Source organism: Shewanella sp. SM101 (assembly GCF_025654465.1).
GTDB classification, from domain to species: domain Bacteria; phylum Pseudomonadota; class Gammaproteobacteria; order Enterobacterales; family Shewanellaceae; genus Shewanella; species Shewanella oncorhynchi.
Window position 1 is genome coordinate 33413 of sequence record NZ_JAKKRH010000037.1, and the last position, 12710, is coordinate 46122.

General features: G+C 45.9%; 11 protein-coding genes and 1 pseudogene. 8 read left to right on the forward strand and 4 right to left on the reverse strand.

Annotated features, from left to right (window positions below):
- The first annotated feature begins 483 nt into the window (after positions 1-483).
- From L5M38_RS18115 to L5M38_RS18125, 3 genes are all read left to right on the forward strand, one after another.
- Entirely contained in the window at positions 484-1734 is a 1251-nt protein-coding gene (locus L5M38_RS18115; protein ID WP_263179891.1) for a dicarboxylate/amino acid:cation symporter, read from the forward strand.
- Positions 1735-2008: 274 nt separating this feature from the next.
- Positions 2009-3145, forward strand: coding sequence for an FUSC family protein (locus L5M38_RS18120; RefSeq protein ID WP_173242572.1), 1137 nt, complete (start codon positions 2009-2011; stop codon positions 3143-3145).
- A gap of 133 nt (positions 3146-3278) precedes the next feature.
- On the forward strand, positions 3279-5315 hold the full coding sequence (locus tag L5M38_RS18125) for a M14 family metallopeptidase (RefSeq protein WP_263170028.1): 2037 nt from the start codon (positions 3279-3281) through the stop codon (positions 5313-5315).
- A gap of 25 nt (positions 5316-5340) precedes the next feature.
- Here L5M38_RS18125 and L5M38_RS18130 read toward each other — a convergent pair whose 3' ends face one another.
- Positions 5341-6108, reverse strand: coding sequence for a class I SAM-dependent methyltransferase (locus tag L5M38_RS18130; protein WP_263170031.1), 768 nt, complete (start codon positions 6106-6108; stop codon positions 5341-5343).
- A gap of 270 nt (positions 6109-6378) precedes the next feature.
- Between L5M38_RS18130 and L5M38_RS18135 the strand changes: the two genes are divergently transcribed.
- The 3 genes from L5M38_RS18135 (at position 6379) to L5M38_RS18145 (ending at position 8758) form a co-directional block, all read left to right on the forward strand.
- A complete protein-coding gene (locus L5M38_RS18135; protein WP_263179893.1) occupies positions 6379-7164 on the forward strand; it encodes a hypothetical protein in 786 nt (261 codons plus the stop codon).
- 309 nt (positions 7165-7473) lie between these two features.
- Positions 7474-7944: a hypothetical protein gene (locus tag L5M38_RS18140; RefSeq protein WP_219251733.1), complete on the forward strand. Its 471-nt coding sequence runs from the start codon at positions 7474-7476 to the stop codon at positions 7942-7944.
- 121 nt (positions 7945-8065) lie between these two features.
- Entirely contained in the window at positions 8066-8758 is a 693-nt protein-coding gene (locus L5M38_RS18145; RefSeq protein ID WP_219251732.1) for a hypothetical protein, read from the forward strand.
- Positions 8759-9372: 614 nt separating this feature from the next.
- Here the strand turns inward: L5M38_RS18145 and L5M38_RS18150 are convergent.
- From L5M38_RS18150 to L5M38_RS18160, 3 genes are all read right to left on the reverse strand, one after another.
- Entirely contained in the window at positions 9373-10203 is an 831-nt protein-coding gene (locus tag L5M38_RS18150) for an isocitrate lyase/phosphoenolpyruvate mutase family protein (RefSeq protein WP_219251731.1), read from the reverse strand.
- A gap of 102 nt (positions 10204-10305) precedes the next feature.
- Positions 10306-10791 (reverse strand): hypothetical protein, encoded by a 486-nt coding sequence (locus tag L5M38_RS18155; RefSeq protein WP_219251730.1) that lies wholly within the window; start codon positions 10789-10791, stop codon positions 10306-10308.
- Between the two features lie 291 nt (positions 10792-11082).
- Complete coding sequence (locus L5M38_RS18160; protein ID WP_263179894.1) at positions 11083-11544, reverse strand: Lrp/AsnC family transcriptional regulator; 462 nt, start codon at positions 11542-11544, stop codon at positions 11083-11085.
- A 130-nt stretch (positions 11545-11674) separates the two neighbouring features.
- On the opposite strand from L5M38_RS18160, the gene L5M38_RS18165 reads away from it, so the two are divergent.
- Both L5M38_RS18165 and L5M38_RS18170 read left to right on the forward strand, forming a co-directional pair.
- A complete protein-coding gene (locus L5M38_RS18165; protein WP_219251728.1) occupies positions 11675-12022 on the forward strand; it encodes an NIPSNAP family protein in 348 nt (115 codons plus the stop codon).
- Positions 12023-12500: 478 nt separating this feature from the next.
- Positions 12501-12710 (forward strand): annotated as a pseudogene (locus L5M38_RS18170) (IS110 family transposase); the annotation flags it as partial.

Consider the following 12710-nt stretch of genomic DNA (forward strand, 5'->3'; position numbering starts at 1 on the left):
AGTTGTCATAGGGAAAACTGAGTGAGTCACAGAGTTGAATGGTCATGGAGGTTTTTTAGCTATTAACCACTCTCATGATTCATACAAGTAAAAGATGGGTAACTAACGACTCAAGCCGCCCCAAGAATACGAGAGGATATCTGCGCCCATCAAAGTAAAAATCACAATTCATCAATTCGGCAGTTAAAACCCCACAATAAAATAAGCTTTATTCATTTTTAATGGCATAAATTTAAGCATTCCTCATTTAACGTTAACGTGATTTAGACTTTGGTTATTTTGAAACCAAGGTTAGTGATGTTTCACAATCCCCTACTATGCAATTGTGGTACTTTACTCGGTCAAAAATGTCGGGCATTTGCCTTTAACATAGAGTGAACCTTTAGCCTAGAGTAAGCCTTAATCATTAAAGCTTGAGTCGTCTAGGTTCAAATCGTCTGTGCATGACACAAAATGCTGCGGCAACTGGGGAGTTTCGCAAGAATGAAGAGCAAGAGTTTATTAGGTAACATTGGTGTGCAAGTGGTTATTGCCATGATTATCGGCGCACTGGTGGGTTTTATCATGGGCGAGAGTGCAAGTGTGTTTGCACCACTCGGAACCATTTTCATCCATTTAATCAAAATGCTAGTGATACCACTGGTATTGGTTTCTATCATCAGCGGCGCGGCGAGCTTAGGTGACAGCCCATCGGCGGGTAAGATTGGCATTGGCACTTTCGGCTTTTTTATTGTCACGTCGGGCTTTGCCGTTGTGCTTGCACTCTTGATGGGTAATCTGTTCCAACCGGGTGCAGGCGTTGACTTTACCGCCCACAGCAGTACAGACTTGATGGAAGTAACCAAGGAACATGGCGCATTACCCGGGGTAATGGATACCTTTATCGGCATGATCCCAACCAATGTGTTCGAGTCGCTGAACGGCGGTAACATATTACAAATCTTAGTCTTTAGTATCTTCTTCGGCATCGCACTGACTAAAGTTAAAGGCGATGGCGCTAAGCCTATTTTGGCCGCACTCAACACAGTCGTCGATGCATTTGTGTGGATGATCAACTGCGTGATGATCATTGCCCCTATCGGTGTATTTGGTTTGATGGCCGATTCTGTCGGCACTTTCGGTTTCGATGCACTAGAAGTCGTGTTTAAGTTATTCGCCGTGTTTGTGGCTGCGATTCTGATCTACGGCTTTATCTTCTTCCCATTAGTGGTACAACTCTTCTCAAGAGTGTCGGCGCGCCAGTTTATTTCGGCAATGAAGAAGCCGCAGGTGATGGCATTATCGACCGCCTCTTCAATGGCGACTCTGCCAGTGAATATGGAAACCTGCGAGGAAGATCTTAAAGTCTCTAAGGCAACCACGGCTTTTGTACTGCCGTTAGGCGCCACCATTAATATGAGCGGCAACGCGATTTATTATGGTTTAGTGGCCATGTTCTTCGCCCAAATGTATAACGTTGATCTATCGATGACAGCCTATGCGGCCATCATTTTCACCTCAACCTTAGGCGCAATTGGTCAAGCAGGTGTGCCGGGCCCATCCTTCTTAGTAGTGGCAGTGCTGTTAGCTGCGGGAATTCCTATCGATGGTTTACCTTTGCTGTTTGCGTTAGACAGGGTTTTTGACATGATCCGTACCGCACTCAATATCACTGGCGATGCGGCTTGTGCCTTGATCATGGATAAATACACAGAAGTTGACGTTAAAGCGGATAGTGAGCGCAACTTAAGCTAACTCAAACACTTTGAATATAGGCTTGAATAGGCAACGCTTATTCAAGCCTTTTTTATATCTGCAGCACGGTATAATGGCCTGCCTCTACACGCATCAGTTAAGCCTATTTAATCTGAGTGTTAATGTGATCTCTCCCGCGCCATCCACTAAGCTCAATTTGCTAGATTTCGCAATTTACATTTCTTTATGACGCTATGGCCGCAAGTGACACGGTTTTTCTGCGATACTGCCACCAGATTAACATCGCTAAGTTAGCTCAAAGGAATTTTGCCCTATGTCTGTATTTGCCCCAGCCACACCCTTTGCCGACTTTATCTATCGCCATTTCCGCTCAATTCACGCCCTAAAGCTCGGGCTAGCCTTACTCGTTGCTGTCACTATTAATGCCATTTGGGCGCCACCGCATTTTATTTGGAGCATGGTCACGATAGTGATCATTATGATGAGCTTACCTCAAGTAGGCGGCGCGATTGAAAAGTCGCTACAAAGGGCGATAGGCACTTGTTTAGGCTCAGCTTATGGGGTGATGTTAGTTGCCACTGTGGACAGTTATTGGCTAATCATGAGCCTGCTGATCTTAGCCGTTAGCTTGATTTGTTTTATTTCGGCCGGACGTTACAGCTATGCCTATTTAGTGGCCGGATTTACCATCATAATCGTGGTCGGCGACGCCAACCATGACACCTCTGAGGCACTATGGCGCACGGCCAACATCCTCTCCGGCTGCGTGATTGCTATTTTGGTCTCACTGTTCATTTTTCCGATTAAAGCTAAACAAGATTGGCGCTCCCAACTCACCCATGCCATCGACAATATGGCCGAAGTATTAGCCGAGCATCTTAAAGCGCCCGCCAATCATGAGCTCGATTTTCGCGCTAGACTGGAGGCTGCGATGAAGGCCGTACTCACTCAAAAGAAACTGTTTTTCTCCTTGGAATGGGAAAGTCAAACCCTCAAAAAACACAAAGTGCTACTGTCGCAGTTAGCCAATAAACAAGTGCGCTTAATCACCTTACTCGAACTCTTACCCTTAACCCGCTGGCAGGAAGAAGACAAAGACGCCTATCTGCAGATTAATGCGGTTGCCTCTGAGCTTGCCTTCTATTTGCAACAACTTGCAGAATTTGTAGCGGGTAAAGCTCAACAATTACCGACACTACCAGAATGCTTAGATCAAGAATTACAACACAGACTCCAGCTTGCCCTAGTCGCAGCCACTCAAGCATCAACCGCAGATCCAGTGACAGCCGTAAACGACCAAGTGCCGCAGGGATTTGCACTCACAGGTTATAGCTGGCTGATTTATCAGCTCGCGATTGCCGTCGAAGCACTTTATAAAGACATTGCCATTATCGACATTGCCTATCACAAGCGGCCAGCTTCTCAGATAACGCCCAACAAAACGGCTTAGTTGATTTTACCGTTCCGCTTAGTGCTTAAATCCACGTCAGAAATGCCGGATAACCCTTAGCCGCCCTTGCGTTAACGGGGCGTTTAATGAAAAGATACCGTCCTAATAAAAATTCGATATATGGACTCTTTTCATGCGCTTGTTTTCTTTCTCCGTTATCGCCATTGCCTGTCTCTCTACGGGCAATCTGTACCCTGGGAATGCTTTTGCCAATGATGCGAAAACCACAACCCAAACAACCCCGGCAGCCACTATGGCGCAAGCCTCTACCACCGAAACATTGGCAGTTGGCTCCCCAGTAATCACAACGTCACAGGATGCAAGTCCAGCAGCGAATAGCCAAACGACTGAAACTGCGACTAATGTACTGGCCGATACCACAGTTGCAGCGCCAGAAGCACAACCAGCGCCCATTCCTGAACGAGCCAACACCTTTGTCAACGATGCGATTTTACCGCCCAGCATCACTTGGCATGGCGCCAGCGAATCGCTCATGTTAAGTGTTGATAGCGAGTGGGCGACTCCCTTTGAGCAAAGTGGCGGTATTGAAAGTCCAAGCTACGATGCCACTATCGCTTGGCTCGACAAACTCGCGGGCGAGACAGATAAATTACAAAAGGTTAGCTTAGGTAAGAGCCCACAAGGGCGCGATATTTGGATGTATATCGCCAGCAGTGAAGGCATTAATGAATCGGCACGCCTCAAACAAAACACTAAACCGACAGTGCTAGTGCAGGCGGGAATTCATGCGGGAGAAATCGACGGTAAAGATGCCGGCATGATGCTGCTACGTGACATTATCCAAGGCGATAAAAGTGCCCTGCTCGATAAAGCTAACCTCTTGTTTGTGCCTATGTTTAGTGTTGATGCCCATGAGCGCAGCGGCGAATTTAATCGAGTCAATCAACGTGGCCCAGTGAATATGGGCTGGCGCACTACGGCTAATAATCTCAACCTTAACCGCGATTATGCTAAGGCAGACAGCTTAGAAATGCAGCACATGCTGCGCGCAATCAACGTATGGCAACCAGATCTGTATATCGATGTCCATGTTACTGACGGCATCGACTATCAATACGATGTTACCTTTGGTTATAACCTTGCCCAAGGCTTAAGCCCTGCGAGCTACCGCTGGCTCGAAAACAGCTACAGACCTGCGGTTGAAGCCGCATTAACGGAACAAGGCCATATTCCCGGCGCACTGATTTTTGCCGTGGATAACGCCGATATTAACAAAGGCATGTCGCTGTGGAATCCAAGCCCGCGCTTCTCTAACGGTTATGGCGATGCTCGCCATTTGCCCACCATTCTGGTTGAAAACCACAGCCTAAAGCCCTTTAAGCAAAGGGTGCTCGGCACTTATGTGATGTTAGCGCAAACCCTCAAAACCGTGGGTGAACAGGCGACGAAACTTAAGAGTGCGATTCAAGAAGATAAATACCGCGCCTCACCGCTAATCACCCTTACTTGGAAATTAGCACCATTAGAAAAAGGCTGGGATTTTAAAGGCATAGATTATCAACTTGAAAAGAGCCCCATCAGTGGCGCTGAAGTTGTGCGCTGGACAGGTGAACCTAAGCTTTACCCTAACTTGCCTGTGATGGCTGAAACAGTGCCCGACATTAAGGTCACTCGTCCGAGTGCTTACTATATTCCAGCGCAATGGACTCAAGTGATTGATCGTCTTAACGTGCATGGCATTCGCATGACCACGATCAAAAAGCCAACCGAGTTGAAATTGCAGCAATATACCCTCAGCAATCCCGTGTTTAACACTAAGGATTTTGAGGGCCGCCAAACGGTCAAAGCTGAGTCAGAGTTAACCAAAGTCAGCACCACACTGCCCGCTGGCACCATTAAAATCAGTACAGATCAACCGCTAGGCGATCTGGCGATTTTACTGCTTGAGCCGCAATCACCTGATTCTTTACTGCAATGGGGTTTCTTCAATCCTATCTTCACTCGTACTGAATACATTGAAGATTATGCGGTAGAGCCACTGGCGGCCAAGATGCTAAAAGATGATCCTAAGCTACAAGCTGAGTTCGACAAAGCACTGACCAATACCGAGTTTGCCGCCGATCCTGAGGCACGCCTACGCTGGTTCTATGAACGTAGCCCTTACTACGATAACCAATACCTTAAGTATCCGGTTTACCGTAGTCGCTGATCATCTCGATTACAAAAGGCTGTGATTACGCAGGCTTACGCGCGCTTATGCTGTACACCAAGGGCACATTCTGCCCTTGGTGTGTTAACACATAACGACCATCGGCTTGCGCTTCGAGCCCTTCAAAGCAGTTATAGGGGCTAAAATCAAACTCGTGGAAGAACTCCAATACTAAGCCCGCCTGCAATAACGCATTGATCACTTCAGATAAACTGTGCGACCAGCACATTAAGGTTTGCTGATCATCACCGGTATTTTCGGTATATGTGCCTTCCAGCTCTATGTCTGGCTCACCCCGATTAAAATAGCTATAGCCATCGAACAACTGCTGCGCCGGATGAAACTCGGCCATGTAAAACTGTCCGCCGGGTTTTAAACAGTCGGCAACCGTCTGCGCCCACAGGGTTAAATCCGGCAGCCACACAATGGCACCATAGGACGTAAACACAATATCGTGAGGCTCAACCTTGCTCGCCACACTGTAAACATCGCTACAGATAAACTCGGCGGACAACTGTGTCCGTCCTGCCAGCTTTTGCGCTTCAACAATCGCCACCTCTGACAAATCGACGCCTGTGACTCTCGCTCCCATTCGCGCCCACGACAAGGTGTCTAAGCCGAAATGACATTGCAGATGCAGCAAATTTTTACCTGCAACCTCGAGTTCACCTAGCTCAATTTCCCGCAGCGAAGTCTTACCACTAAGAAAGCCCGCCACATCATAAAAATCAGAAGTTAAATGTACCCGAGTGCGCGCATCCCAAGCCGTCTTGTTCGTCGTTAAATAATCCATCTGCATCCCTTCTTATGTTTTTTGTATTTTTGATTCCGCGTGACTTACGGAGCTTAAACTAACTTAATAAATGAGCAATTTCACTAATCTATGAGTAAATCACCCATGTAGCGGACATGTCCGCATAGTGAACCTCGGACAATTTTTAGCTTAACCAATTGATTATAAATGAAACTTAAAATTGGCATGGGCTGTGCAATGTCTTATTCATCGCAAGACGACTCAGCACTCACCCAAAAAATCGAGTGCCAGATAAACAAGGAAGCTAACATGTCACTACGCCCATTTATATTCACCCTCGCTTTTATAGTGTTTTTTACTGCTGGGGTATCGCTCACTGGCTGCATTCTTAATGTGAACGCAGCAGGCATGCCAGACTTAGACCACCAACAACGCGAGCTCACCCTCAATAGCCAAGACTTACAAGGCCTGATTGCAGAAACTGGCGCAGGCAGTCTCGAAATTATCGGTGTCGAAGGCCTCAGCCAAATTAAACTCGTCGCCGACATCTATAGCAATAAGGATGGCAACGATGACAGCAAAGTCATTCTCACCCTTGAGAAAAAAGCCAATAAAGCCAAGCTCAAGGCCAACTTTGAGCAAACAGATTCTAACAATGACTCGCCCTATATAGACCTAAAACTGCAAGTCCCTGCGAACTTTACACTGGATATTGATGACAGCTCAGGGGCTATTTTGATCAGCAAGATGACGTCAGACATGAACGTCAAAGACGGTTCGGGTGAACTCACTATCAACGGTGGTAACAATATCAACATAGAGGATGGCTCAGGTGATATTGAAATCAGCCAAATCAACGACAGCCTAACCATTGAAGATGGCTCTGGTGCCATCAAGCTGACCGATATTCGCGGCAATACCGCAATTGATGACGGCTCAGGCAACATAGAGGTCGCCAATGTGCAAAGTGCTGTGACCATCACAGACGGCTCAGGCAATATTAATGTCTTTAACACTAAGGGATTAACGATTCTTGCGGCAGGTTCTGGCGATGTGACATTTAACAAAATCGACGGCCCAGTGAGCATGCAATAACGCGCCGTTTTACCCCTCAACTCCCAAAGGTTTTACCCTCTTCCCGGCGTAGAGGCTGATGTTGCAACGGTTCCCAGCCAAGATGTCAGTCTTCTACCCACCCTTTTAAGCGTATGCCAGACTTATGCATTTATGCCACTAACCCCTTGTAGTGGCATTTTTTTATACCGAAATTAAGCTTGAGTTTGCAGAAATGATGTTGATTTTATTCAGACCGTTACGCTTTAACCTTGTGGATTTGCTAAGATTGTCAGCCTTCCCACTTCAATAGTCGAAAAGTCACACTGTATTGCCAGTAAGGTCGAGAATATGGATCAGTTTTCGGAATACCAAAAAGAAATTGAAGCGCTTTCTCTATCGGATAACCCTAGACAGATAATGGAAGGACTAGGGGATATTTGTTTTGATGGCGAATCTTTTTATCGCAACGGCAATAAAGCCCTAGCCAAACACATTTTCAAGCATATTTACGCCTTAGATGCGCACTCAGACTATTTATCACACGCCAGGACTGTCGCAAAAGCCTTTCTTATAACCTTGGAAGAAATTCCCCCTATCTCCCTAGAAGATGTTATTTTACAGATAAAGCATGAGCATGCCTCATTAGCTACACATCAATTAAATCTGCTGATTGCAAAGCGTATTTTTAGGGAATTTAGTCACCATCAAGATGCTATCCACATCACTATGCAATATCTCACCCAAGCCGAGGCACTTACCCCTCTGAGCAAGAGTGACCTTCGCTTTAAAGCTTTAGTCAGCTCAAATAAGAGTGAGTAAAGGGATAGCGTGACAGAATAAATCATCAGAATTTAGAGGCGCTTCTCAAAAGAAATGCAAAAATATACCGGAAGAGATCAACGTTCTGAATTCGACAACCCAATTTTAATTAAGTGATAATATGGACATTTCATCTTTTAAGAAATATATAAAGTTAGCACCAGAAAATGTTTCAGAATGGCAGAGATGGGAAAATTCATTACCTACCTTCGATTCTATATTACCAATATTGGATTATGTATATAACGCTGAGTGGCAGCGAGATGATTGGAAAGCCATAATGGCATTCATTCGGAAAGGTTATGTTGAGCAAAATGAATCATCTGAATTGGTTGACGGGATTAAGCATGTAAATATATTCAACTCCAAAGTTATTAATCTAAAAGTTGATGTCGCAATTTCATTAAACTGCTCCATTGTTCGTTCATTAGAGTCAATTAATTTATGCTCAGACTCAGTTGAATCATTAAGTGTATCCCATGCAAGCAAACTCTCTGAAATTACCGGAAACACCCAGAATTTAAGCTACTTATCTTTAAATAAATGTCAAAAGTTAGATTTTGGTTCTATCATTTCAACGCTGGACAACGTAAAAATTTTAGACCTCAGTGGAAACCCACAGTTGTCCAGTATTGACGAGTTGCGTGGAAATAAAAATATTTTTGCGTTGTATCTTGTTGAAACAAATGTAATTAAGACTAAAGAGACAGTAGAAATCTTGGCTTCGATACCAAACTTGAAAAAACTTTGGATTAAAGCAAACAAAAAGGAGTTGGAACTTTTAAGAAAAGCCCTACCAGGGATTGTAAATTAAGCATAGAAAAAGGCCGGACATGTAGTTCGAGAGCGCGAAAAGATCTGTGTAAGTGGCATTCTTAAACTGTTGAATGGATTTCAGAATACCAATAGCAGACAAACTTATCGCTCAGCAGAAGAAAAAATCGACTCATCCCAATAATAAATCCGGCAATAAACCGGCCATTGGCATTTTTTAACTTTCAATTCTTACTTCTCTAACCCTAACCCCGATGCAGACCAGTCTTTGGTGGCGAAAAAGCTTAAACACTTGATGTATTATGGAAGTTAATCGTTAAGCTATTAAGCACAGCCATTCTAGTGACTCGCCGCCCTTTCGTTTAACAAGAAGTGTCCCTATAGGCTCGACGGCGGCATCTGCTGCATACGGAAGTGCAAATACCGCAAGCTAAATCATATTCTGTTATCCTGAAACTGCGCCCAAGTGTTACGCCAAGGCCGAGCTAACCATCTCAGCAAACATTTCTCTTTAAGCAAGTTCAACAGTAAAGAATTTGCCTATTCTCTGTATTTTCGTAGCAAAATTTAACAATGGGTGTCTAAATAAATTTTTATTGGTAGCACTTTTTTTGCGCCAGCCATGCCTTGATGCTGACTGGCTCTTCCGTTGCTTTAGTCGGCAATTTCCAACGAGCCGATCATCTGGTTCATCTCGCCATAACTCAAATGACTCACGGCGGGCTGCAAATAACCGGTTTGCTGAAATATGTGCATCTGAGCCAACACATGGCTATATGCGGATTCTGCCATAAAGGACCCTGCGCTATAACGCTTGACTCCCGTGGAGAAGATTTCGTTGGCGCTCGGCGCACCCGATAATGCCATCACGTTCAAAGGTGCATCGATACCAAGGGCCACTTGCTGGCACAGTGCTAAATCGATTAACCCGGGAATAAAAATCCCATCTGCACCAGCCGCAATATAAGCTTGAGCTCGGTTGATTAAGCTGTCGGCATCCTTGTTTCCGCCGCGAAGCAATACATCCATCCTGGCATTAATAAATAACGGGTAGTCCAATGCTTTGCAGGCGTCACGCAATTGTTGAATGCGTTGTGCGCTGCTCACAAGGTCGAGCATACTACCGTCCTGTGTATCTTCCAGATTCACGCCGACGACCCCTGCAGCCAGTAGATCTTGCGCCAAGTCGTTCATGCTTTCGCCAGCGCTTAGCAAGCCGTTTTCAACGTCGATAGACACAGGCAGTTCGGTACTGGCAACAATTGCGGCCGCATGTTGCATCACGCACTTGCGGGGGATGGTATGGCCATCGGCATATCCCATTGACCATGCAACGCCTGCGCTGGTTGTCGCAATTGCGGTCGCTCCAGCTTTTTCGGCAAGACGCACACTCATCACATCCCATACATTATTGAGTAGTAAACCGCCTTGACTGTGCAACTGGCGGAATGTCGTGATTTTGTTTATTAATTTAGTGCTTAGCATGATTTTCCTATATTTTTTAAGTGCTAGAGCAGTGGGTTGTTTGGGTATATCCATAATCTACTGCTTGGCCATTCAACACGATTCGGGTTTGCGACCATAAATTTATTGTCGGAACATTTGCATGCGCCAATTCACTTCCCAGGTTTTACCTTGATCTGCAGACATAGCTTGCTCCCAGCGCGGGGTTTCGGTAGAGGTGTCAAACCATTTGTAGCGAACCCGAATAGGTTTGCCATCCAGTTCATCATCACATTCGAAGATGCCAATACCATTTTCAAACTTACCTACGACCGGCGGCATTAAACTACCGGTGCCATCAAGACCAGCGTTGATATTGTCGAGCCAATAAATACTCCACAATTGCGTTTGCGGATTAAACAAACGCAGCGACATGCCGACAAAACCCGGGCGCCAGGAGGGTGCGAGGAAATCATCGTAGTTGCCGATGCCACCAGGCAGCAATCGCATCTCTTGGTTCGCTTCGAAATGCTCCCAGTCGTTGGAATGTTGCAAACGATGACGCAGCCGTTGGTTCTCTATCCGCCAGCGGCCAACGAAAAAATCAAAATCATGTTTAGGGTCATTCACACTGTGTTTTCCTTGACTGAGTGATGCTGTAGAAAGGGCAAGTGCCGAACGAGATCATAAGGCGCCAGGCGTTATCAGGACATAGACAAAACCAAGTAATTAGCCAAGGTGAACCACGGATTTCACAGATTTAAACCGGTTTTACTTTGGATTTCGCACAAATGGCGAAAGCTGGCTAAATTGCCCCGTGAGCAAGGGCTTGAAGGTCGAAAAAACACTGCGCATTGGTTGAGCATAGGCGGTACTGACGCTGCAAATTGCCCTTGGCAAGCGCCAGTTTTGAGGAGCGCATTAGGAGGATTTCGGCAATTGATCACCATGACAGCGTGGACGGTTTTCAAACTGAGACGACAGCACCATCGAGGTACTGGTTTTACCTATTTTACCCAACGACATTAACACGCCTTGTAAATGTTCCGGCGAGGTGACACCTATGTGCATCAGTGCACAGTGGTTACCGGTGGTCGCATGCAGTGCTAACACCTCGGAATGCGCAGCAACCCAAGCATCCAAGGCAGCATGTGAATCCACCACAATATTGATAAAGGCTTCAAAGCTATAACCCAAGGCGCGTAAATTAACTCGGGTTTGGTAGCCCGTAATCACACCAGCCTCTTCCAAACGTCGCACCCGCTCTGTTACCGCGGGCGCAGTGAGATGGACTTGCCGGCCAATTTCGGTGTAGCTGATGCGCGCATTACTTTGCAACAGGGCGATAATTTTGCGGTCGTAGTTATCAAGTTCAAAAGCCATAGTAAACCTAGTGAAATATCTTTAATTCAGTGGTTGTATCGCGGCAAATGCTTGGGATTTGCACTGTGTCGACACGAGTTTTCCACTTACCATAGTGGCTTGTTATTGCCACTTTCGCAGATGCTCATCGATGCAAAATATCATTGAAATTCGGAGTTACCAATTAAAACCAGGCACTGGGTCACAGTTCCATCAATTGTTACATGAAAAATCCTTACCACTATTGGCCGCCGCAGGGATTGATGTGGTTCTCGCCTCAGCCTCTTTGCAAACCCCAGACGCCTACATGTTAGTGAGGGCTTATCACAGCTTAGCGGATTGTGAGCAAAGCCAGCAGGCGTTTTATGCCAGTGCCGCCTGGCAAAATGGGCCGCGGGTCGCTATTTTGGCTTGCATAGAAAGCTGCAACACCATGGTTTTGACTGCCGATGCTAATTTAATCGAGATTTTACGCCATCAGGCCGGACCGACCCCGTGATCAAAAACGGCTGGTTATGCATCCAGCCAATCATCATGAACCTGTTTGCAGTCGCGTCGGTTTTGTTACTTTTTCCATTGCAGATCAATTTGCCTAAAGAAGTTTATCGAGAAACCCATGGTTAAATTTTGCGGCAAAACAACAGAATTGGGGTAATTCTTATTAAATGAAAAGGCGGCGTGTCACTGGATTGACAGTGCTTAATCGTTTCATCGGCATATACAAACATCTGGATTCCCGCTCAAAAACACTGCGGGAATGACGGAAAAAAGACAGGACATGCGTATCTTTTTAAGCAAATCGCAGACAACACCAAAGCGACAGGAGTTCACCTCCCCTCGGAGTTGCCGCAGGGCGAATAGACAAATTGCGTGAGTCTCGCCATGGATAATGGAATGGACCCATCCACTTTAAATCGGCCTCGCAATGGGCCACGATRTAGTCGCTAAAACTCATCAGAAAGAGGACGGGTCCACCTATGAAGATTACTACAATCGGTTTAGATATCGCAAAGTCTGTTTTTCATGCTGTTGGCGTCGATAAAGCGGGCAAGTTAATCAAAAAGAAAATGCTTAGACGCAAAGACTTGCTGCCCTTTGTCGCGAAAATTGAGCCTTGCCTTATCGTTATGGAGGCGTGTGGCGGCGCGAGTTATTGGGCCAGAGAATTCGAGCAATTTGGGCACGTA

Excerpts from the sequence above, each read along its gene's own strand:
- L5M38_RS18115 (WP_263179891.1), top strand. The coding sequence starts at position 484 with ATGAAGAGCAAGAGTTTATTAGGTAACATTGGTGTGCAAGTGGTTATT.
- L5M38_RS18150 (WP_219251731.1), bottom strand. The coding sequence starts at position 10,203 with ATGCTAAGCACTAAATTAATAAACAAAATCACGACATTCCGCCAGTTG.
- L5M38_RS18125 (WP_263170028.1), top strand. The coding sequence starts at position 3,279 with ATGCGCTTGTTTTCTTTCTCCGTTATCGCCATTGCCTGTCTCTCTACG.
- L5M38_RS18160 (WP_263179894.1), bottom strand. The coding sequence starts at position 11,544 with ATGGCTTTTGAACTTGATAACTACGACCGCAAAATTATCGCCCTGTTG.
- L5M38_RS18165 (WP_219251728.1), top strand. The coding sequence starts at position 11,675 with ATGCAAAATATCATTGAAATTCGGAGTTACCAATTAAAACCAGGCACT.
- L5M38_RS18120 (WP_173242572.1), top strand. The coding sequence starts at position 2,009 with ATGTCTGTATTTGCCCCAGCCACACCCTTTGCCGACTTTATCTATCGC.
- L5M38_RS18135 (WP_263179893.1), top strand. The coding sequence starts at position 6,379 with ATGTCACTACGCCCATTTATATTCACCCTCGCTTTTATAGTGTTTTTT.
- L5M38_RS18145 (WP_219251732.1), top strand. The coding sequence starts at position 8,066 with ATGGACATTTCATCTTTTAAGAAATATATAAAGTTAGCACCAGAAAAT.
- L5M38_RS18130 (WP_263170031.1), bottom strand. The coding sequence starts at position 6,108 with ATGGATTATTTAACGACGAACAAGACGGCTTGGGATGCGCGCACTCGG.
- L5M38_RS18140 (WP_219251733.1), top strand. The coding sequence starts at position 7,474 with ATGGATCAGTTTTCGGAATACCAAAAAGAAATTGAAGCGCTTTCTCTA.